Below are 21,844 nucleotides of genomic sequence, written 5' to 3'. Positions count from 1 at the left end.
GTCGCAAGCGGAGGACTTCCCATGGCACACATCGCATTCATCGGGCTCGGCAATATGGGCGGGCCGATGGCGGCCAATCTGGTCAAGGCCGGCCACAGAGTGACCGCGTTCGATCTGGTCGCAGCGTCCCGCGACCAGACCAGGAGTGACGGCGCTGCGATCGCCGAAACCAGCGCCAGTGCGGTGAAGGGCACGGATGTCGTCATCACGATGCTGCCGGCCGGCAAGCACGTGCTGGGTGTCTGGAACGAAGTGCTCCCGCATATGACCAGGGGTACGCTGATCATCGATTGCTCGACCATCGATGTCGAGAGCGCCAAGCAGGCGCATGCGATTGCCGCCAAGCACGGCATCGCGTCGGTCGATGCGCCGGTGTCCGGCGGCACCGGCGGCGCCAAGGGTGCGACCTTGACCTTCATGTGCGGCGGCGAGGAGAAGGCGTTCGCTGCGGCCCAGCCGGTGCTGATCAACATGGGCAAGAAGATCGTGCACTGCGGCGGCGCCGGCGCGGGGCAGGCGGCCAAGATCTGCAACAACATGATCCTCGGCATTTCCATGATCGCGGTCGGCGAAGCCTTTGCGCTCGCTGAGAAGCTCGGCCTGTCGCACCAGGCTTTGTTCGACGTCGCCTCGACCTCGTCGGGCCAGTGCTGGTCGCTGACGACCTATTGCCCGGTTCCCGGCCCGGTGCCGACCTCGCCCGCGAACAACGGCTACAAGCCTGGCTTCGCCTCGAACTTGATGGTGAAGGACCTGACATTGGCGCAGGACGCGGCCAAGGCCACCGGTGCCGCCACACCGCTCGGCAAGCATGCGCAGGAACTTTACCAGGCCTTCGACGCGGCGGGGAATGGCGGGGTCGACTTTTCCGGAATTATCCAGCACGTTCGCAGCCTCGCTGGGAAATAGCCTTCGCTCGTAGCCCGGATGAAGCGAAGCGAAATCCGGGACAGTTTTGTCAAATGGCGCGACCGGCCCCGGATTGCGCTTCGCTCCATCCGGGCTACGTTTGAATGCAACGCTGGTTGCCACGCGTGAATTCGACAGGTTCGGACGATGACAACATTCCAGGACGCACGCTCGTTTCTGCTCAAGCACCGCACCGATTACGATACCGCGGTGAAGGGATTCCGTTGGCCCGCTCCCGTCGCGTTCAACTGGGCGCTGGACTGGTTCGACGCCGAACTGGCGCACAACCCTGAGAGCCGCGACCGTCCGGCGCTATGGATCGTCGATGTCGCCGCCAACAAGGAGACAAAGCTCTCCTTCGCCGCGCTGTCGCGCCGCTCCAACCAGGTCGCGAACTTTCTGCGCGCGCAGGGGCTGAAGCGCGGCGATCATTTGCTGCTATTGCTCGGCAATGTCGTGCCGCTCTGGGAGACCATGCTGGCGGCGATGAAGCTCGGTGTCGTCGTGATCCCCGCGACCACGCTGCTCACCCCGGATGAATTGCGCGACCGGCTCGACCGCGGCAGGGCGAAGGCGGTGGTTGCCACGCAAGATCAGGTCGCGAAGTTCAAGGACCTCGGCAGCGAGAAGCTCGCGCGCATCGTGGTTGGCGCGACGCAGGCGCACGACGGTTGGTTGCCGTTCGAGGACGTGACCAAAGCGTCCGAAACCTTCGCGCCTGATGGCCCGACCAACGCCGACGACCCGATGCTGCTCTATTTCACTTCAGGGACAACAGCCAAACCGAAGCTGGTGCGGCACAGCCAGCGCAGCTATCCGATCGGCCATCTCTCGACCATGTACTGGATCGGCTTGCTGCCCGGCGATATCCATCTCAACATCTCCTCGCCCGGCTGGGCCAAGCATGCGTGGAGCTGCTTCTTCGCGCCGTGGAATGCCGGCGCCACCGTATTCGTGGTCAACCAGCCGCGCTTCGACGCCAAGGGGCTGCTCGCCACCATCGGCCGCTGCGGCGTCACCACACTGTGCGCGCCGCCGACGGTGTGGCGGATGTTCATCCAGGAGCAGCTCGCGAGCTTCAAGATCTCGTTGCGCGAGGTCTGTGGTGCGGGCGAGCCGCTCAATCCTGAGGTCATCGACCAGGTCAAGGCGGCCTGGGGCCTGACCATCCGCGACGGCTATGGTCAGACCGAGACCACGGCGCTGGCCGGCAACTCGCCCGGGCAAAAGGTAAAGGTTGGCTCGATGGGCCGGCCAATGCCGGGCTATCGCGTGCAGGTATCAGACAGTGACGGCCATGCTTCGCGTGAAGGCGAGGTATCCCTGCTGCTCGGCGCTGACAGGCCGGCGGGTCTGATGCAGGGCTATGAGAGCGACGGCAAGCTCAGCGGCGCCGATGGCGAGATCTACCGCAGCGGCGACGTCGTGTTCACCGATGACGAGGGCTATCTCACTTTCGTCGGCCGCACCGACGATGTCTTCAAATCGTCCGACTACCGCATCTCGCCGTTCGAGCTGGAGAGCGTGCTGCTCGAACACGATTCGGTGGCTGAGGCCGCCGTGGTGCCGAGCCCGGATCCGATCCGGCTTGCGATCCCGAAGGCCTATGTGCTGCTGGTCGCGGGTGTCGAGCGCACGCCGGAGACGGCGCTGTCGATCTTCAGGCATCTCCACACGCGGCTCGCGCCGTTCAAGCGCATCCGCAAGATCGAACTGGTCACCGAGCTGCCGAAGACGATCTCGGGAAAAATCCGCCGGGTGCAGTTGCGTCGGCTTGAACATGACGATAATCGCGGAGATGCATTGCGCGGAAAAGAGTTCCGCGAGGAGGAATTCCCGGAACTGCAGAAAGTGCGGACATCCGGATCGGAGAGCTAGCGAAATGAATGAAGTCTGGAAGAAGCCGCCGGTATCGCTTGAAACCTATCAGGGCATGGTCGGCAAGGTGATCGGCGTGTCCTCGTGGCACCTGGTCGATCAAGGCCGCATCGACACCTATGCCGACGTGATCGAGGATCATCAGTTCATCCATGTCGACCTGGAGCGCTCCAAGCAGGAGACCGCCTTTGGCACCACGATCGCGCATGGTTTCCTCACGATGTCGTTGATGTCCATCATGTCCTACGAGGTGATGCCCGTCGTCGAGGGTACCGCAATGGGTGTCAACTACGGATTTGACAAATTGCGCTTCATCTCGCCGGTCCGCTCGGGAAAACGAGTCCGCGGGCGCTTCGTGCTGGCCGAGGCGAGCTTGCGCAAGCCGAAGGAATTGTTGTCGCGCACCGCTGTCACGGTCGAGATCGAGGGCGAGGAGAAGCCCGCGCTGGTCGCCGACTGGCTCGGCCTGATTTATTTCAACTGATTCAGGCCGTCGTGGTCGGGCTTGACCCGGCCATCCATCGCTGCTCAAAAGCTGTCAATTCTTGCTCGGTGCACCCTCTCCCCCTGTGGGAGAGGGGGGGCAAAATCGAGCGCAAGCGAGATGAAGCCGGGTGAGGGGTCTCTCTCCGCGAGTTCAACTCGTGGAGAGAACCCCTCATCCGGCGCTTCGCGCCACCTTCTCCCACAAGGGGAGAAGGGAAGAAACGACAGGGAATTATTCGCATGGCAATCAGGTTTGACGGACGCGTCGCTATCGTCACTGGCGCGGGCAATGGTCTGGGACGGGCGCATGCGCTGGGGCTCGCCAGCCGCGGCGCCAAGGTCGTCGTCAACGATTTCGGCGGCGCGCGCGACGGCACCGGCAGCTCGCTGTCGCCGGCCGAGACCGTGGTCGAGGAAATCCGCAAGGCGGGCGGCACCGCGATGGCCGATGGCGCTGACGTCTCCAATTTCGAGCAGGTCACCGCGATGGTCGAACGTGCCACCAGGGCGTGGGGCAGTGTCGATCTGCTGTGCGCCAATGCCGGCATCCTGCGCGACAAGTCGTTTTCCAAAATGGAAGTGGCCGACTGGGCCAAGGTGCTCGACGTGCATCTCACCGGCACCTTCTACTGCTGCAAGGCGGTGTGGGCCGGCATGCGCGAGCGCAATTACGGCCGCATCGTGCTGACCACCTCGTCGTCGGGCCTGTTCGGCAATTTCGGCCAGGCCAATTACGGCGCGGCCAAGTCCGGCATGGTCGGCTTGATGAACGTGCTGGCCGAGGAAGGCCGCAAGAACAACATCAAGGTCAACACGGTCTCGCCGACGGCGGCGACCCGCATGACCGAAGAGCTGCTGCCGCCGCAAGCGCTTCAACTGATGAAGCCGGAAGCGATCACGCCGGCGGTCGAATTCCTGCTCAGCGAGGACGCGCCGACCCGCACCATCATGGGCGCCGGCGCCGGTTCGTTCGCGGTCATCAAGGTGTTGGAGACCGAAGGCATCAACCTGCCGCAGTCCGACTGGACGCCCGACGCGGTCGCCGCGCACTTTGCAGACATTAGCGACATGTCGACCGCGAAGGCGCTGCAGGGCGCATTCGAGCAGACGCAGAAATACGTCGCGCAGGCCGCGGCGCGGGCAGGCATCAAGCTTTGATGAAGCACACCGCCGTCATCGGTGCCGGACCTGCCGGCCTGATGGCGGCGGAGGTGCTTGCGCAGGGCGGCGCTGATGTCACCATCTACGACGCGATGCCGTCGGCTGGCCGCAAGTTCCTGATGGCCGGCCGCGGCGGGCTCAATCTCACCCACAGCGAGCCGTTGCCGGATTTTCTCGCGCGCTATCGCGAGGCGATGCCGCATCTGAAAGCCGCGGTCGAGGCGTTTCCACCTGATACCTTGCGCGACTGGAGCGAGGCGCTGGGGCAACCGACCTTCGTCGGCTCGAGCGGCCGGGTCTTCCCAAAGGCCTTCAAGGCCTCGCCGCTGCTGCGCGCCTGGTTGCGGCGGCTCGATGCCGCGGGTGTAAAGTTCGCGTTGCGGCACCGTTGGCTTGGATGGGACGAGACCGGCGAACTGCTGTTTGCAACGCCGGATGGTCCGCGCGTGGTCAATGCCGATGCGACCGTTCTGGCGCTCGGCGGCGCAAGCTGGCCGCGGCTTGGTTCGGACGGGGTATGGACAGCGATCCTCGTAGCGAAGGGAATCGCGATTGCGCCGATGCGGCCGGCCAATTCCGGATTTACCGTCGCATGGTCGGACATTTTCCGCGATCGGTTCGAAGGCCAGCCGCTCAAGGGCGTGGCGCTGACGATCGGTGCGCATCAAATCCGCGGCGAGGCTGTCATCACGCGCACCGGCATCGAGGGTGGCGCCATCTACGCCTTGTCGGCAGAGTTGCGCGATGCGGTACTCGCGAAGGAAACGGCAACGCTCCGCGTGGCGTTGCGGCCTGACCTTGCGGCCGCAGACCTGACGGCTCGCTTGTCGGCATCGCGAGGCAAGCAATCCTTCTCCAATTTCCTGCGCAAGGCCGCGCAGCTTTCACCCGTCAGCATCGGGCTGCTGCAGGAGGCCGCTGTGACCACCGGCCGCTCGCTGGCATCATTGCCGGCGGCCGATCTCGCTGAGCTGATCAACGCGGTGCCGATCCAGATCACCGGCGTCGCCCCGATCGCGCGCGCGATCTCGACCGCCGGCGGGATCGCGTTCGACGAGCTCGACGATCATCTCATGCTGCGCCATTTGCCCGGTGTCTTCGCCGCCGGAGAGATGCTCGATTGGGAAGCACCGACCGGCGGCTATCTCCTGCAGGCGTCGTTCGCCACCGGCGTCGCCGCAGGGAAGGGCGCGCTGAAATGGCTGAAATCGTAGGGTGGGCAAAGCGATGCGTGCCCACCATCACGAGCAATGCAAGCGATGGTGGGCACGTCGCTTGCGCTCCTTTGCCCACTCTACGGGATACGGCTCACGACGAGCCGGTCTTGGTCGCGATGTCGGTAATGACGGCGAGCACGCCGAAGATCGCCGCCACCGCGCAGACCATCGGCCAGCCGCCGAAATTCCATGCGGCTGACGCGGCGGCCGCGCCGACGGTGCCACCGATGAAGAACAGCGCCACGAACAGGCCGTTGATCCGGCCGCGCGCCTCCGGCCGCAGCAAATTGACGGCGCGCCGGCCCAGTGTCTGGTCCGCGGTGATGCCGAAATCGAGCAGGATGGTGCCGGCGCTCAGTACCGATAATGCCGCGATCCGGGATTCGATCATGCCGGCCCATGCGCACAGCGCGAGCGAGGCGATGATCATGAGGTGCGAGCCGATCAGCAACGGCCGCGCGAAACCGCGATCGCCCCAACGGCCGGCCAGCGGCGTTGCCGCGGCTCCCGCCACGCCGATCAGCGCGAACAGCGCGATCCCCTTGGCGTCGAGCCTGAATGGTGCATCCGGCAGCCGCAACGCGACGGCTGCCCAGAACGCGGTGAACGATGCCATCACCAGCGCCGCGGTCCAGGCGCGAACGCGCAGCACCGGCTCCTCGCGCAACAGTCTTGGGAACGACCGCAGCAGTGCGCTGTAACTGACCTTCGCCGCCGGCTGCAGCGTCGGCAGATAGTGGGCCAGCGCGCCGGCGAGCGCGGTCATCAGACCGGCGGAGACGACGTAATAACCGCGCCAGCTCCAGGCATCCGCGATCAGGCTCGCCGCCGGCCGCGACAGCAGGATGCCGATCATCAATCCGCTCATGACATCGCCGATCGCCTGTCCGCGACGCTCCGGCGGAACCATCGATGCGACCAGCGGCACCACCATCTGGATCGCGGCGCAGGATGCGCCGAGGATGAAAGTTGCGGCGAGCAGCATCAGCGCTGTCGGTGCCAGCGCGGTGCCCAGAGCTGCCACGATCGCACAGCCGAGCGTGCACAGGATCACACGCTTGTTCTCGACGAGATCGACCAGCGGCACCAGCAGTACGAGCCCGAGCGCGTAGCCGAGTAAGGTCAGCGTGCTGATCAGGCCGGCCTGCAACGCCGTCATATCGAGCGACCGGCTGATCAGGCCGACCAGAATCTGCGGCGCGAACAGATTGGTGACGACAGTGCCGGCCGTGATGGCGCCGATCCAGATCAGGGGGCGCACCGAGACCGGGCGTGCCGGGGAGAGTTTTGTGGCTTCGGAGATGGTCATGGAACCTCGCGGGTGAGTTGCGAAGTCCCTTTATGCGCTTACGTTAATATGCTACAATTCAATTAAGCCAATAAAGAATATGCGAGATAGTCATGAATACGCACGACCTTGTCGCCTTCGTCGCCGTGGTGGAGACCGGCTCGATCGTTGCCGCCTCGGCGCGGCTGAACCTGACGCAGCCCGGCGTGACGCGGCGGATCCAGAATCTCGAGGAGATGCTGGGCGCGCAGCTGCTGGACCGGTTGTCAAAGCCGCTGAAGCCGACGGCGGCCGGACATGAGGCGTATGAGCAGGGCCGCCGCGTGCTTCGGATGCTCGACGATCTCAAGTCAGGCGTCGCCAATGACGGCATCGTGCGCGGCGAGTTCAGGCTTGGGCTGACGCCGTTCCTGTCGGAGGCGGGACTCTCAGGGCCGCTCGACGCGGTGCGCGCGCAGTTTCCGGCGCTCGCCGTGCGTGTCGCCTCGGGCTGGTCGCCGCACGCGATCGAGTGTGTGTCGCGTAACGAGCTCGACGCGGCCGCGATCTGCCTGCCCGATGGCGTGGCGCCCCCGGCGGATCTGGTTGCCGACGATCTCGGCGCGCAGCCGGTGATCTTTGTCGTCGCGCGCGACATCAAGATGCCGCGGTCGGTCGACCTGGAGTACCTCTCGCAGATGGGCTGGGTGATCAACCAGGATGGTTGCGGATTCCGTCAGGTGCTGAAGCGCATGTTCGATGCGGCGCATTTGCCGTTCAACGTCGCGGTCGAGGCGCTCGACAGCGAGTTGCGGCTATCGCTGGTGGCACGCGGGCTCGGCGTCGGCCTCGTGACCCCGCTTGCGCTGAAGCGGAGTGCGTTTCGCGACAAGCTCAAGCAGGTCAAGACGCCAGATTTCAATCCCGCGGTGCGCGCCTGGATCGTGCACCGTCCGCCGGCGGGACGGCTGGCGCGGCCGATCGAGGTATTTCGCGACGCGCTGGATCAGGAGCTGCAGGCGCTGATCAAATCGTAGGGTGGGCAAAGCGGAGCGTGCCCACCATTCTTGCCATGCTCGTGATGGTGGGCACGGCGCGAGAGCGCCTTTGCCCACCCTACAAGACTGATCCGCGGGTAGTGGCGCGCTCTATCGCAACTTCCCGCGCGCCGCGACTGGCAGCGTGCCGACGATCTCGTCGCCGCGCACCATCACGACTTCGTCCATCATGTTGACGACGACGCAGACGTGATTGGGCACGATCCGCACGACGTCGCCGACATTGGGGCGTGTGTTGCTGCGGGCGAGGTCGAGGAAGCCGTGCTCCTCGGCGAAACGTGCGATCTTGGCTTCGGGATGTTCGAGGATCAGGCCGTGGCCGTCGAGGCCGCCGGTATCCGACGTCAGCGTTTTCGAGCCGGCATCGAGGATGCCGCGCTCGGGACCGGCGCGGCTGACGACGGTGGAGTAGATATGAAGCGCGCAGTCGTCCCAGGTGGCAACGCCAGCCGCGACCTGCATGCGGTCATTGTAGATGTAGGTGCCGAAGCGATGCTCGGTGCCGCCCTTCAGCTTGCCGATGTTGACAAGGTTCGGCGTGCCGCCGGTCGAGACAATGCTGGCATCGAGGCCGTGCGCACGCACGCCGGCCAGCGCCTCGTCATAGAATTTCTGCGCATCCGCCCAGCCGGTCTCGGTCGGGTAGAGCATGAAGCCTGCGAAGGTCAGTCCCTTCGAGCTGGCGATCTCGCGCGCCAGCGCGATCGCCTCGGCGGGAGTCTCGACGCCGGCGCGCTTGCGGCCCGTATCGCATTCGACCACGACCGAGAGCGGGCGGCCGGAGGCCGCGGCGGCCTTGGGCAGATAGCCGACCACGACGGAATTGTCGGCCGCGACGGTGACGTTGGTTTTTCCCTGCAGCGCGCCGAGCCGCGCCATCTTCTCGTCGCCGAGCAGATTGTAGCTGATCAGGATGTCGTCGATCCCGGCATCGGCCATGATCTCGGCCTCGCCGAGCTTCTGGCAGGTGATGCCCTTGGCGCCGGCCTTGACCTGCAGCTGCGCCAGCGTGGGGTTCTTGTGGGTCTTGATGTGCGGACGGTTGGCGACACCGGCGGCGTCACAGGCCGCCTGGATCCGCGCGATGTTGCGCTCGACCTTGTCCATGTCGATGACGGCGCAGGGCGTGCCGTAGTCCCGGGCGATCTTGGCGGCGAGGGGCGTGGTCATGTTGTCGACTCCAGTTTTTCGTCATTGCGAGCGAAGCGAAGCAATCCATGGTTCGGCATAAAGGATGGATGGATTGCTTCGTCGCTTCGCTCCTCGCAATGACGGTGGAAATAGTTAGGCCTGTTCGATCTCTTCGCGCAGCACTTCGAGCTCCAGCCACTTGTCTTCCGCCTCGGCCAATTCCTTCTGTGCCTTGGTCAGCGCGTCCGACGCGGAGTCGAATTTCTTGCGATCCTTCCTGTAAAGATCAGGATCGTCCAGAAAGCGCTGATGCTTGGCGATGTCAGCCTGCAGTTTTGCGATCGTCTTCGGCAGCGTGTCCAGCGCATGTTTTTCGTTGAAGTTCAGCCGGCGCTTCGGAGCACCTGAAGGGGTCGCTGTTTTTGACGATTCCCGCTTTTCCTCGGCGACCTTCACCGCGTCGCGCTTCAGATCGGCGCCGCGCTGCGCCAGCATGTCGGTGTAGCCGCCGGCATATTCGATCCAGCTTCCGTCGCCCTCGGGGGCGATCACCGAGGTCACGACGCGGTCGAGAAAGTCGCGGTCATGGCTGATCAGGATCACGGTGCCCTCGTAATTGCCGAGCATTTCCTCGAGCACGTCGAGGGTTTCGAGATCGAGGTCGTTGGTCGGCTCGTCCAGCACCAAGAGATTGGACGCCTTGGCGAGCGACCGCGCCAGCATCAGCCGGCCGCGCTCGCCGCCGGACAGCACCTCCAGCGGCGTGCGCATCTGCTCCTGCGCGAACAGAAAGTCCTTCATGTAGCTGACCACATGCTTCGGCTGGCCGCCGATCATGACATGGTCGCTGCCGCCGCCGGTGAGGGCATCGGCCAGCGTCGTTTTGGGATCGAGGCTTTCGCGGTGCTGGTCCAGCGTCGCCATCTCGATGTTGGCGCCGAGCCGGATGCTGCCGCTATCGGGCGGGCTGCCGCCGGTCAACATGTCGATCAGCGTGGTCTTGCCGGCGCCGTTCGGACCGACGATCCCGATGCGATCGCCGCGCTGGACCCGGATCGAAAATCCGTCGACGATGTTGCGGTCGCCGAAGGATTTGCTGATGTGCTTTGCTTCGATCACCAGCTTACCGGACTTGTCGGCTTCGGCGGCGGCGAGGTTGGCGTTGCCGGTTGCGCCACGATAGGTCCGGCGCTGATCGCGCAGCGCGTGCAGGTTGCCGAGCCGCTTGACGTTGCGCTTGCGGCGGCCGGAGACGCCGTAGCGCAGCCAGTGCTCCTCGTTGACGATTCTGCGGTCGAGCTTGTGCTGATCGCGTTCTTCCTCGGCCAGCACGTCGTCGCGCCAGGCCTCGAAGGCGGAAAAACCGCGGTCGATCTGCTTGATCTGGCCGCGGTCGAGCCACGCGGTCGAGCGCGACAGATTGGAGAGGAAGCGGCGGTCATGGCTGATGATAACAAGCGCGCAGCGGCGGCTGGCCAGTTCGCCTTCCAGCCATTCGATGGTGGTGAGATCGAGATGGTTGGTTGGCTCATCCAGCAGCAGAATATCGGGCGAGGGCGCCAGCACCCGCGCCAGCGCGGTGCGCCGGGCCTCGCCGCCCGAAACATGCGCGGGGTCTTCGTTGCCGCTGAGCCCGAGTTGCTCGACCAGATAACGCGCCTGGTAGTGGTCGTCGCCCGGATTGAGCCCGGCCTCGACATAGGCCAGCGTGGTCGCAAAGCCCGAAAAGTCCGGCTCCTGCGGCAGATAGCGAATGGTCGCGCCGGGCTGCACGAAGCGGCTGCCGCGATCGGGTTCGATTAGGCCGGCCGCGATCTTGAGCAGGGTCGATTTGCCGGAGCCGTTGCGGCCGATCAGGCAGACCCGTTCGCCGGTGGAGACGGATAACTCGACACCGGCCAGCAATGGCGTACCGCCAAAGGTCAGCGCGATATCTTTCAACTGGATCAGCGGTGGCGCCATGATTGCTTCAGTTCTGGTTCGTCGCCGGCTGATCCGCGCGGCAGCGCTGGATGCGGCGAATGGTCTGGTCGAGCGCTGCGAGGAAGGTTGAGCGGTCGCGCGGCGAGTACGATTTCGGCCCGCCGGTGATTTCGCCCGACGAGCGCAGGTCGGTCATCAGGTTACGCACCGCGAGCGTCATGCCGATTGACTGTTCGGTGAAGGGCTTTCCGTTCGGCGCGATCACCTCGGCGCCGGCCTTGACGCAGCGGCTCGCCAGCGGAATGTCCGACGTGATCACGACGTCGCCCTCATGCGCGCGTTCCGCGATCCAGTCGTCGGCGGCATCCATCGCGGCGCCGGCGGCGATGCGCTCGATCAGCGGATCGTGCGGCACGCGGATGAAATTACCCGCGACCACGCTGACGGGAACGCCGAGGCGGATCGCGACGCGGTAGATCTCGTCCTTCACCGGGCAGGCGTCGGCATCGACATAAATGCGGGTGGGAGCAGCGGTTTCAGTCATCGATTCAAGGGTTGGCGCGGGTGCCCCGCATGTACTCCATGGCGCGGAAAATTGCGAGCAAAACGGGAGGCTTGCCATGCCTCTTTGTTCGACTACCATTACCGCCAGAAAACCAGCGAAATAAGGGAAAACCCATGACTTCCCAGCAAATGGCGGCCCAGCAAACCTACCGCGTCTCGGCCTACAACACCTCGAAACTGTCCGAGAACAAGATCCACGACGACGCGGTGGCGCGGAAGTTCGGCTTTTCCGGCGGGCTGGTGCCCGGCGTCGACGTCATGGCCTACATGATGCATCTGCCGGTGGAGCGATGGGGCCGTGATTTCCTCGGACGCGGCCTGATCGAGGCGCGGTTCGTCAAGCCGGTCTATGACGGTGAAACCGCGGAGTTAACGGGCAGGGAGGACGGCGGCGTGCTCGCAATCGAGGTGCGCAGCCGCGGCGAGCTCTGCGCCACCGGCACCGCGTCGCTGCCGGCGAATGCTCCAGCCGTGTCGGTGAACTACTACGAGCAGATTGCCGCCGTCGCCGAGCGCAAGCCGGTCGGCCCGTCGTCCTACCCTCTGGGCAAGTGGCTCGGCACCATCCCGCGCGACTGGTCGGGCGATGCTGCAAAGGATTATCTCGCCGACATCAGGGAGACCGACCCGATCTACCTCCGCGAAGGTCTCGGCCATCCCGGCCTGCTGCCGCGGGTGATGAACAAGGTGCTGGTCGACAACGCGATCCTCGGTCCCTGGATCCATGTCGGCACGCGGATGCAGCTCTTGTCAGCATCGAAGATCGGCGACGAGCTGACCGCGCGCGCCAAGGTGTCGGACAATTACGAAAAGAAGGGCCACCGCTTCGTCGAGCTCGACGCGCTGGTTGTCGCCAACGGCACGACACCGCTGGCGCATTGCCGGCACATCGCGATCACCCAGCCGCGCGAACAGGCGGCGGCGTAATCGTGGCCATCACCATCGACTATTATCTGTCGCTCAACTCGCCCTGGACCTATATCGGCAGCGCGCCGTTTGCCGAGATCGCGCGTCGCCATGGCGCAACTGTTAACGTCAAGCCAGCCAAGTTCGGCCCAATCTTCGAACAGACTGGCGGATTGCCGCTGCCGAAACGATCGCCGCAGCGGCAAGCTTACCGCATGATGGAACTCAAGCGGTGGCGCGAGGTGAGGGGGCTTCCGCTCAATGTCGAACCCAAATGCTTTCCCAGCGATGAGGCGGCAGCGACGCGCCTTGTGATTGCGGCCAAGCTGCAAGGTAAGGACGCCCACAAATTGTCGCTGGAATTGGGACGCGCGATCTGGGAGCGCGAGGAATCGTTTGCCGAACCTGCGGTGATGGCGTCGGCCGCGCAACGGGCCGGTCTCGATGCTGCGGCGTTGCGTGCAGGCGGTCCCTCGGATGCGGAGTTCGATGCGTTGTATGAGCAGTTCACCCAGGAAGCGCTGAAAGCGGGCGTGTTCGGCGCGCCGAGTTATGTGCTGCCCTCGGGCGAGATTTTCTGGGGGCAGGACCGGCTGGATCTGCTCGATCGCGCCTTGAAGATGCTGGGGTAGCTCAGCGGCACTCTTAACTCGTCATCCCCGCGAAGGCGGGGATTCAGTACGCCGCGGCTTCTCGGTTCTATAATTGCTGCCTCTGGAATACTGGGTCAACCGCATGCGCGGGTGACGACACCAGTGTTTGTGGCAGGAGCGCCGCTTACGCCGCCGTCGCCTTCTTCGCATCCTGGATCGCGCGCCACACACGCTCCGGCGTCAGCGGCATGTTGATGTGCTTGATGCCGTAGTCCGACAGCGCGTCCACTACAGCGTTGACGATGCAAACGAGACTGCCGGCGCAGCCGGCTTCGCCGCAGCCCTTGGTGCCGAGCGGATTGGATTTCGCGGGCGAGGGGTGATCGCCGACTTCCATCGGCGGAATGTCGCCGGCGCGCGGCAGCGCGTAGTCCATGAACGAGCCGGTGATCGGCTGGCCGCTCTCGTCGTAGCTGACTTCCTCCATCAGCGCCTGTCCGATGCCCTGCGCGACGCCGCCGTGTAATTGGCCTGCGACGATCATCGGGTTGACCACGGTGCCGAAATCATTGACTGCGAAGTAGCGGACGATCCGCGTCACGCCCGTATCAGGGTCGATCTCGACCTCGGCGACGTGACAGCCGTTTGGGAAGGTCGATGCGGTCTCCTTGCTGGCGTGGTCGACGTCGAGCGTCTCAGGTGTGCCTTCCGGCATCTTGCCCTCGCGCACGCGCTCGGCGAGCTCCATGATGCCGATCGAACGGTCGGTACCGGCAATCGTGAATTGGCCGTCGCCGAACTCGATGTCGGCCTCGGAGGCCTCCAGCATGTGCGCGGCGACTTTCTTGCCCTTCTCGACAACAAGCGCGGACGCCTCGACGATCGCCTGTCCGGTCGCGGTGATCGAGCGCGAACCGCCGGTGCCGTTGCCGAAACGAACGAGATCGCTGTCACCCTGTTCGAGCGTGATCTTCTCGAAGGGGACGCCGAGCTGGTCGGACAGCACTTGGGCGAACGGCGTGGCGTGGCCCTGGCCGTAGTCGAGCGTGCCGGTGGTGAGCTTCACGGAGCCGTCAGGCTCGAAGGTGATCTTGCCGAGCTCGCCGCTCGGCGGCGCGGTGACCTCGAGATAGGAGCCGACCGCGATGCCGCGCAGTTTGCCGTTCTTCCTGCTCGCCTTCTTGCGCTTGGCGAAATTCTCGTAGTCGGAAATCTCCAGCGCCTTCTGGAACACGCCGGCGAAATCACCGCTGTCATAGGTGACGCCTGAGGCGGCCGGGAACGGCAGTTGCGACGGCTTGATGAAGTTGCGCTTGCGCAGAGTGAGACGGTTGATGCCCATCTCGTCGGCGGCGGTGTCGATCAGCCGCTCCATGTAATAGTTGGCCTCGGGCCGGCCGGCGCCGCGATAGGCGCCCATCAGCGTGGTGTTGGTCACAACCGTCTTGATGTCGACGCTGAGCAGCGGCGTGCGGTAGACGCTGGCGAGATTCTTGCCGGTGTTGAGCGACAGCGGGCCCGGCGAGACGCCGGTGATGTAAGCGCCGAGATTGCCATAGCCCGACAGGCGCACCGCGAGGAACCTGCCGTCGGCGTCGAGCGCGAGTTCGGCATGGATCAGTTGCGCGCGGCCCTGGCTGTCGGACAGGAAACTCGTCGAGCGCTCGTCGAGCCACTTCACCGGCCGTCCCAATTGCTTCGCCGCATGCGCGATGCAGGTGTATTCGGGATAGTTCAGGTTCTTCATGCCGAAGGAGCCGCCGACATTGGCGGTCAGGATGCGAACCTTGTCCGCCGGCACGTTCAGCAGCTTGGCCATGATGGCCTTGTTGCCTGATACTCCTTGGGTCGGCACCTGCAGCGTGAAGCGCTCGGTTGTCTTGTCATAATCGGCGAGCGCCACGCGCGGCTCCATCGAAACCACGGCGACGCGGGTGTTGACGATATCGAGCTTTGTGACGTGGGCGGCGCTGGCGAACGCCGCCTCGATCTTGGTCGTGTCGCCATAGTGATAGTCGAGCGCGACATTGTTCGGGATGTTGTCGTAGAGCTGCGGCGCGCCTGGCCTGGCGGCTTCGGCGGCGTCGGTCACCGCCGGCAGCGGCTCGATGTCCAGCTCGACGGCTTCGGCCGCATCGCGCGCCTGCGCCGCTGATGCCGCGGCCACGAAGGCCACGGGATCGCCGACAAAGCGCACTCTGTCGGTCGCAAGCGCCGGGCGGTTGGTCTGCAGCAGGGGCGAGCCGTCGCGGCTTTTGAGCGGCAGCCCGCAGGTGAAGGGGTTGTAGCCGGCGGCGGCAAGATCGGCGCCGGTCCAGACCCCGAGCACGCCGGGCATCGCCCTGGCGGCCGCGGTGTCGATGCCCTTGATGATCCCGTGGGCATGGGAGGAGCGGACCATCCAGCACCAGGCTTGCCCCGGCAGCGAGAAATCGTCGGTGTAGCGGCCCTTGCCGCGCACCAGCGTATCGTCCTCCTTGCGGCGCACCGGCTGTCCGACACCGTATTTTTGCAGTGCAATAGCGTTTTCGAGGGAGGCGGGCGAGGTATGATCTTGCATCGGAAATGACCTGAAATGCCCGGATTTGTGCCGGTTCGGCGAGCATTGACCAGATAAACCACGCCTCCCTTAACGACAACGCCCGATTGGGCATGGACCCAATGTGAACGGTTGTTGCGTAGGACTTTGGCGCTGCTAAAGTTTCCGTGAACGGACATTCTTCGGCGGGCTGACTGAAGGCCCCACGGAAAGACAGTTTTGATGAATGAGGATGTGCGGCTTTGCGACGGTCCTGCGGCCGGCGTGGCCCCGCCAGGGTTGGTCGCGGCAGGCGCGGCGGCGGGCGTCTACGCCGCGCTCGACCTTGGCACCAATAACTGCCGGCTCCTGATCGCCAGTCCGGCCGGCGACGGGTTCCGCGTGGTCGACTCGTTCTCGCGGATCATCCGGCTCGGCGAGGGCATCGCGGCGACCGGTTCCATCAGCGAGGCCGCGATCGAGCGTGCGATCGCAGCGCTCAGCATTTGCAGCGACAAGATCCGCTATCGCAAGGCGCGCCGGCTGCGGCTGATCGCCACCGAGGCCTGCCGGGCCGCTGGCAATGCCGAGAGTTTCCGCGCCCGCGTCGCCGCCGAGACCGGCATCAAGCTCGAAGTGATCGACCGCGAGACCGAGGCGACGCTCGCCGTGATCGGTTGTTCGCCGCTGCTCGATCCGAAGGGGCGCGGCGCCATCCTGTTCGACATCGGCGGCGGCTCGACTGAACTGGTGCGGATCGAGCGCGATCCGGAGGTGTCGAACGGGGCACCGCGGATCAAGGCGTGGATGTCGATTCCGCTCGGCGTCGTCACGCTGGCCGAGCATTTCGGCGGCAAGAACGTCACTCGGGAGCTCTACGCGCGCATGGTCGATGAAGTCGCGCGTCATGTCGCGCCGTTCGCGGCCGAGCACGGAACGGACTTGCGCGACATGCACATGCTCGGCACCTCGGGCACCGTGACCACGCTCGCCGGCGTGTTCCTCAATCTGCCGCGCTACGACCGCCGCCGCATCGACAGCATCTGGATGAACGATGCCGATGTGACGGCGACGATCCAGAAGCTGCTCGCCATGAGCTACGAGGAGCGCGTCCAAAGCAGCTGCATCAGCGTCGAGCGTGCCGATTTGGTGCTGGCGGGCTGCGCCATCCTTGACGCCATCCGAGCTGCATTCCCGCTGCCGCGGCTGCGCGTCGCCGACCGCGGCCTGCGCGAGGGCATGCTGGTCGAGATGATGCGCGAGGACGGCGCGCTGCGGGCGTGCTAGAGGCTTGGTCACCTCGCCCCGCTCTTGCGGGGAAAGGTCGGATTGCGCAGCAATCCGGGTGAGGGGCTGTTTCCACATATTCGACTTGTGGAAACAGCCCCTCACCCCAACCCTCTCCCCGCAAGAGCGGGGCGAGGGAGAAGAGTCACCAGGACAGCAAGAACCATCATGGCGAAAGACACCACCGGGCGGCTGCACGTCACGGTCAAGAGCGGCGGCAAGCGAAAACTGTCGTCAAAACTCTGGCTCGAGCGACAGCTCAACGATCCCTATGTCGCCAAGGCCAAGGCGATGGGCTTTCGCTCGCGCGCGGCCTTCAAGCTGCTGGAGATCGATGACAAGTATCGCCTGCTGAAGCCGGGCATGACCGTGGTCGACCTCGGCGCGGCGCCTGGTGGCTGGAGCCAGATCGCGGCCAAGCGCACCGGTGCCGTCGAAGGCAAGGGCAAGGTGGTTGCGATCGATCTGCTGGAGATGGGCGAAATCCCCGGCGTCGCCTTCGCGCAGCTCGATTTCCTCGACCACGATGCGCCGGAGAAGCTGCTCGCGATGATGGGCGGCCGCGCCGACATCGTGATGTCCGACATGGCCGGCAACACCACCGGCCACCGCAAGACCGACCAGCTCCGCATCATCGGCCTGGTCGAGACCGCCGCCCATTTCGCTTGCGAGGTGCTCAATCCCGGCGGGACGTTTTTGGCAAAGGTGTTCCAGAGCGGCGCCGATGCCGAGCTGCAGACGCAGCTGAAGCGCGATTTTGTGGCCGTGCGCCACGTCAAACCGTCGGCGAGCCGGCAGGATTCCTCGGAGCGCTACGTGCTGGCGACGGGGTTCAGGGGACAGCAACCGCTTCGCTCGCAATGACGGGTGCTGGCCTGTTTCCGGGCTCGGTGTCTTAATTTGAAATTGGAAGTGGCCTAATTTAGGAATCGCCTATGGCGCTCGTTTACTCCTTCGTAGCGCTTTGGGTTGGGGTGGTGGTCATCTTGGGGTTTTGGGTCGTCATCCTGCGGTTCAAGATGGAGAGCTACCGCCTCGAAGAACGGCCGTGGCCAGGAGGGCGACGGTTTGCATTTCAAACCGATCCGGCAGATTACAGTGAGATGGGCCAAGCCTGTCGCCGCAAGTCTGTTCGGGTCGAATTGGCGCTCCTAGTTTGGGGGCCTGTTATTCCGATTGCAGTGACTATTGCCTTTGGCAAGTAAGGCCGCCTCAGTTGGCGGCCTCCTCATAAATTAGTGGCCTACTTCGCATCTGCGAGTGGCCTATTTCGGCCAGTACCAACGACGGGGAAGGATCGGCGTCAACCCAGCCGCTGATCCCGCGCGTCTTGCGTGTCTTCCGTCGCGTGCTTCACGGCCGCGGAAGCGGCGCCTTTCGCGGCGCCCTTGCGGCTCGACATCTCGATCGCCTTGCGGCCGGAGATTTCGTAGCCGGCATCGACGGGCATCTGCCAGAACGACCAGGCCGACGCCGCCGAGATCAGCGAGACCACGATGAAGGCCGGCGCGAACACGCCGGCCGAAAGCTCGGTCTGGTGGTGCAGCGCCAGCGTGGTTTCGACACAGAACGCGCCGACCGCAACGCCGGCGGACACCGCGAGCTGCTGGTTGACGCTGACCAGCGTGGTGGCGCGGCTCATCTGCGCCGCCTCGATCTCGGCATAGGCGACCGTGTTGATCGCAGTGAATTCCAGCGAGCGGAAGAAGCCGCCGACCACCAGGATGATGAAGATCAGCAGCAGCGGCGTCGTCACCGTGAACAGGGCGCAGGCGCCAAGGAAGAACGCGGAGACCACCGCGTTGACGGTCATCATGTTGCGGAAGCCGAAGGTGCGGATGATGCGGGCTGCCAGCGTCTTCATGCCCATGGCGCCGACCGCGGAGGCGAAGGTGACGAGGCCGGACTGGAATGGCGATAGCCCGAAGCCGACCTGCATCAACAGCGGCAGCAGGAACGGCAGCGCGCCGATGCCGAGCCGGAACATGAACCCGCCGATGATGGCCGCGCGCATCGTCGGCAGCCGCAGCAGGGCGAAATCCAGCACTGGCGAACCGGTCCGTCGCGCGTGAAAGACGTAGAGCGTCATCGAGACGGTGCCGACGCCGACCAAAGCGGCGACGATCGGCCACGGCAACAAATTGAGCCCGGCGACCGAAAGCCCGAAGGCGATACCGGCCAGTCCAATGCCGGCCAGCACCAGCCCGGTGAGATCGAAGCGCTCGGGGTCTTCGCTCTTGATCGGGTCTATATATTTCAGCGCCAGGAAGATGCCGAGCAGCCCGATCGGAATGTTGATCAGGAAGATCCAGTGCCAGGAGAAATAGGTGGTGATGAAGCCGCCGAGCGGCGGCCCGATCACCGGGCCTATCAGCGCAGGCACCGTCACCCAGGCCATCGCGTTGACCAGCGCGCTCTTGTCGACCGAGCGTAGCAGCACCAGCCGCCCGACCGGCGTCATCATCGCCCCGCCGAGGCCCTGCAGGATGCGGGCGAACACGAAATCCGTCACCGACGTCGACAGCGCGCAGCCGATCGAGCCCAGCATGAACACGGCAACCGCGCCGGCAAACACGATGCGCGCGCCGAAGCGGTCCGCGGTCCAGCCGCTCGCCGGGATGAACACCGCGAGCGACAGCAAATAGGAGGTGATCGCAAGCTTCAGCGTCAGCGGGCTGGTGCCGATGTCGGCGGCAATCGCGGGCAGCGAGGTCGCAATCACCGTGGAATCCATGTTTTCCATGAAAAGCGCGGTCGCGACGATGAGCGGGATCAGGCGTGTTTTGTTCATCAAAATGGGACGGTTGTGCTGAAAAAGGTGGGCGAGGGCGCTGTATCATCCTGCCGCCGGAGTCGCTATTGCGGAACCGGCCAAACCACCTAAATCCAGCGTGACGCTGGTATGCATCCGCCCGGCGAGGGAAAATCTGCCGTGATCTACGTCCTTGCCGTGCTGTTGCCGCCGATCGGGTTGCTTCTGAACGGGCAGCCGTTTTCGGCGATTTTCAATCTGGTCCTGATCGTGTTTTGCGCGATTTTAGGGCTGTTTTTCCACGTCTTGCTGCTGGTGCCGTCGGCCCATGCCGTAATCGCGGTCCACATGCGGCGGGAGCGGCGCCACCGGGAGGTGGTCGAGGCGATCCGGCGGCACGGGCCGCCTCCGGGCTATCGGGCCTCCTGATCGGCCAAGTCATCGGCCAAGTCATCGGCCAAGTCATCGGCCCGGTAAAAAGCCTGTGCATGGCTGGCAAACGCTTTGATTCGTCGTTCCGCCATGCTATCGACCGCCGTCAACCCCATCGATGGGCGCCGATTCGACGGTGACGCAGCTAGCGTCGCCGCAGGTCACGTTCATCCGTAAGACTTGCAGCGGCGGATGCCGCCGAAAGGAGTTGGCAATGGCCACGGTATTCCAGGCGATCCGCGAAGCCTACACGTTCGACGACGTGCTGCTGAGGCCCGGCCTGTCGGATGTGATGCCCTCCGAAGTCGACATCCGCTCCCGCATCACCCGTGCGATTCCGCTCAACATCCCGATCATTGCGTCCGCGATGGACACCGTCACCGAGGCGCGCATGGCGATCGCGATGGCGCAGGCCGGCGGCCTCGGCGTCATCCATCGCAACTTCGATCCCGAGGGGCAGGCCGCCCAGGTACGGCAGGTCAAGAAATTCGAATCCGGCATGGTGGTCGATCCGCTGACCATCGCCCCCGACGCCACGCTGTCCGACGCGCTGACCCTGATGAAGGATCACGGCATCTCCGGCATTCCGGTCGTCACCGGCGGCGGCAAGAACGTGCCCGGCAAGCTGGTCGGCATCCTGACCAACCGCGACGTGCGTTTCGCGACCGATCCGCGGCAGAAGGTTTCGGAGCTGATGACGCACGAAAACCTCGTCACGGTGCGCGAGGGCGTTAAGCAGGACGAGGCCAAGCGGATGCTGCACCAGCACCGCATCGAGAAGCTCGTTGTCGTCGACGATCAATATCGCTGCGTCGGCCTGATCACCGTCAAGGACATGGAAAAGGCGGTGGCGCATCCGCTGGCCTGCAAGGACGCGCAGGGCCGCCTGCGGGTCGCCGCCGCCACCACGGTTGGCGAGACCGGCTATGAGCGCACCGAGCGGCTGATCGATGCCGGTGTCGACGTCGTCGTGGTCGATACCGCGCACGGCCATTCCAAGCATGTGCTCGCCGCGGTCAACCGCATCAAGCGGCTGTCCAACGCCGTGCAGGTCGTCGCCGGCAATGTCGCGACCGAAGGCGGCGCGCAGGCGCTGATCGACGCGGGTGCTGATTGCATCAAGGTCGGCATCGGCCCGGGCTCGATCTGCACCACGCGGATCGTCGCCGGCGTCGGCGTGCCGCAGCTCACCGCGATCATGGATGCGGTCGCAGCCGCCAAGAAGGCCGGCGTGCCCGTGATCGCCGACGGCGGCATCAAATATTCCGGCGACCTTGCCAAGGCGCTGGCGGCCGGCGCCGACATCGCGATGGTCGGCTCGCTGCTCGCCGGCACCGATGAGACGCCCGGCGAAGTGTTCCTTTGGCAGGGCCGCTCCTACAAGGCCTATCGCGGCATGGGCTCGGTCGGCGCGATGGCGCGCGGCTCGGCCGACCGCTACTTCCAGCAGGATATCAAGGATACGCTGAAGCTGGTCCCTGAAGGCATCGAGGGCCAGGTGCCCTACAAGGGCCCGGTCGGCAACGTCATGCACCAGCTCGCCGGCGGTCTTAGGGCCGCGATGGGTTATGTCGGCGCCAAGAATCTGGCCGATTTCCACGAGAAGGCCGAGTTCGTCCGCATCACCGGCGCGGGCCTGCGCGAAAGCCACGTCCACGACGTGACGATCACCCGCGAAGCCCCGAACTATCCGGGTGGGGTGTAGCTTCTCTCCACCTGTCATTCCGGGGCTCGCGAAGCGAGAACCCGGAATCCATCGGGC

Annotated in this window: 19 protein-coding genes; 13 read left to right on the top strand and 6 right to left on the bottom strand. The window is 64.9% G+C overall.

From position 1 onward, the window contains the following. Positions 1-21 precede the first annotated feature (21 nt). The 5 genes from mmsB to UP10_RS20355 all read left to right on the top strand — a co-directional run bounded on the left by mmsB (position 22) and on the right by UP10_RS20355 (position 5,648). Entirely contained in the window at positions 22-909 is an 888-nt protein-coding gene (gene mmsB, locus UP10_RS20375; protein ID WP_044589069.1) for a 3-hydroxyisobutyrate dehydrogenase, read from the top strand. 147 nt (positions 910-1,056) lie between these two features. After that, positions 1,057-2,787 carry an AMP-binding protein gene (locus tag UP10_RS20370; RefSeq protein ID WP_044589068.1) on the top strand — a complete coding sequence of 577 codons (1,731 nt, stop codon included), beginning with the start codon at positions 1,057-1,059 and terminating at the stop codon, positions 2,785-2,787. A 4-nt stretch (positions 2,788-2,791) separates the two neighbouring features. Further along, positions 2,792-3,271, top strand: coding sequence for a MaoC family dehydratase (locus tag UP10_RS20365; RefSeq protein WP_044589067.1), 480 nt, complete (start codon positions 2,792-2,794; stop codon positions 3,269-3,271). 242 nt (positions 3,272-3,513) lie between these two features. Beyond that, complete coding sequence (locus UP10_RS20360) at positions 3,514-4,431, top strand: SDR family NAD(P)-dependent oxidoreductase (RefSeq protein WP_044589066.1); 918 nt, start codon at positions 3,514-3,516, stop codon at positions 4,429-4,431. Next, complete coding sequence (locus UP10_RS20355; RefSeq protein WP_082077194.1) at positions 4,431-5,648, top strand: BaiN/RdsA family NAD(P)/FAD-dependent oxidoreductase; 1,218 nt, start codon at positions 4,431-4,433, stop codon at positions 5,646-5,648. Before UP10_RS20360 ends, UP10_RS20355 begins: the two co-directional genes overlap by 1 nt. Positions 5,649-5,742: 94 nt before the next feature. Here the strand turns inward: UP10_RS20355 and UP10_RS20350 are convergent, their stop codons facing one another. Next, positions 5,743-6,960, bottom strand: a complete 1,218-nt coding sequence (locus UP10_RS20350) for an MFS transporter (protein WP_044589065.1) — start codon at positions 6,958-6,960, stop codon at positions 5,743-5,745. A 92-nt stretch (positions 6,961-7,052) separates the two neighbouring features. Here UP10_RS20350 and UP10_RS20345 point away from each other — a divergent pair, with 92 nt between their 5' ends. Next, positions 7,053-7,955 (top strand): LysR family transcriptional regulator, encoded by a 903-nt coding sequence (locus tag UP10_RS20345; protein ID WP_044589064.1) that lies wholly within the window; start codon positions 7,053-7,055, stop codon positions 7,953-7,955. A gap of 111 nt (positions 7,956-8,066) precedes the next feature. Here UP10_RS20345 and UP10_RS20340 read toward each other — a convergent pair whose 3' ends face one another. The 3 genes from UP10_RS20340 to UP10_RS20330 form a co-directional block, all read right to left on the bottom strand. Beyond that, positions 8,067-9,146: a D-TA family PLP-dependent enzyme gene (locus tag UP10_RS20340; protein ID WP_044589063.1), complete on the bottom strand. Its 1,080-nt coding sequence runs from the start codon at positions 9,144-9,146 to the stop codon at positions 8,067-8,069. Between the two features lie 114 nt (positions 9,147-9,260). Further along, positions 9,261-11,069: an ABC-F family ATP-binding cassette domain-containing protein gene (locus tag UP10_RS20335; RefSeq protein ID WP_044589062.1), complete on the bottom strand. Its 1,809-nt coding sequence runs from the start codon at positions 11,067-11,069 to the stop codon at positions 9,261-9,263. A 7-nt stretch (positions 11,070-11,076) separates the two neighbouring features. Beyond that, positions 11,077-11,574 (bottom strand): YaiI/YqxD family protein, encoded by a 498-nt coding sequence (locus tag UP10_RS20330; RefSeq protein ID WP_044589061.1) that lies wholly within the window; start codon positions 11,572-11,574, stop codon positions 11,077-11,079. A 134-nt stretch (positions 11,575-11,708) separates the two neighbouring features. Between UP10_RS20330 and UP10_RS20325 the strand changes: the two genes are divergently transcribed. After that, the gene (locus tag UP10_RS20325) at positions 11,709-12,521 is read left to right on the top strand and encodes a MaoC family dehydratase (RefSeq protein ID WP_245321796.1); all 813 of its coding nucleotides are present in this window, start codon (positions 11,709-11,711) and stop codon (positions 12,519-12,521) included. Positions 12,522-12,523: 2 nt separating this feature from the next. Next, complete coding sequence (locus tag UP10_RS20320) at positions 12,524-13,132, top strand: 2-hydroxychromene-2-carboxylate isomerase (protein WP_044589059.1); 609 nt, start codon at positions 12,524-12,526, stop codon at positions 13,130-13,132. A 145-nt stretch (positions 13,133-13,277) separates the two neighbouring features. Here UP10_RS20320 and UP10_RS20315 read toward each other — a convergent pair whose 3' ends face one another. Continuing rightward, positions 13,278-15,653 (bottom strand): xanthine dehydrogenase family protein molybdopterin-binding subunit, encoded by a 2,376-nt coding sequence (locus UP10_RS20315; protein ID WP_044589058.1) that lies wholly within the window; start codon positions 15,651-15,653, stop codon positions 13,278-13,280. A gap of 201 nt (positions 15,654-15,854) precedes the next feature. Here UP10_RS20315 and UP10_RS20310 point away from each other — a divergent pair, with 201 nt between their 5' ends. The 3 genes from UP10_RS20310 to UP10_RS20300 all read left to right on the top strand — a co-directional run bounded on the left by UP10_RS20310 (position 15,855) and on the right by UP10_RS20300 (position 18,103). Beyond that, positions 15,855-16,898: a Ppx/GppA phosphatase family protein gene (locus UP10_RS20310; protein ID WP_082077193.1), complete on the top strand. Its 1,044-nt coding sequence runs from the start codon at positions 15,855-15,857 to the stop codon at positions 16,896-16,898. A gap of 168 nt (positions 16,899-17,066) precedes the next feature. Next, complete coding sequence (locus tag UP10_RS20305; protein WP_044589057.1) at positions 17,067-17,762, top strand: RlmE family RNA methyltransferase; 696 nt, start codon at positions 17,067-17,069, stop codon at positions 17,760-17,762. A 71-nt stretch (positions 17,763-17,833) separates the two neighbouring features. After that, on the top strand, positions 17,834-18,103 hold the full coding sequence (locus UP10_RS20300; RefSeq protein WP_044589056.1) for a hypothetical protein: 270 nt from the start codon (positions 17,834-17,836) through the stop codon (positions 18,101-18,103). Positions 18,104-18,201: 98 nt separating this feature from the next. Here UP10_RS20300 and UP10_RS20295 read toward each other — a convergent pair whose 3' ends face one another. Further along, the gene (locus UP10_RS20295; protein WP_044589055.1) at positions 18,202-19,689 is read right to left on the bottom strand and encodes an MFS transporter; all 1,488 of its coding nucleotides are present in this window, start codon (positions 19,687-19,689) and stop codon (positions 18,202-18,204) included. A gap of 141 nt (positions 19,690-19,830) precedes the next feature. On the opposite strand from UP10_RS20295, the gene UP10_RS20290 reads away from it, so the two are divergent. Next, a complete protein-coding gene (locus UP10_RS20290) occupies positions 19,831-20,079 on the top strand; it encodes a hypothetical protein (RefSeq protein ID WP_044589163.1) in 249 nt (82 codons plus the stop codon). 217 nt (positions 20,080-20,296) lie between these two features. Next, on the top strand, positions 20,297-21,787 hold the full coding sequence (gene guaB, locus UP10_RS20285) for an IMP dehydrogenase (protein WP_044536844.1): 1,491 nt from the start codon (positions 20,297-20,299) through the stop codon (positions 21,785-21,787). The last annotated feature ends 57 nt before the right edge of the window (positions 21,788-21,844 follow it).

This window comes from Bradyrhizobium sp. LTSPM299 (assembly GCF_000938235.1).
Classification (GTDB): Bacteria; Pseudomonadota; Alphaproteobacteria; order Rhizobiales; family Xanthobacteraceae; genus Bradyrhizobium.
The sequence above is the reverse complement of the archived record's forward strand: the minus strand, read 5'-3'. Positions and strand labels throughout refer to the sequence as shown.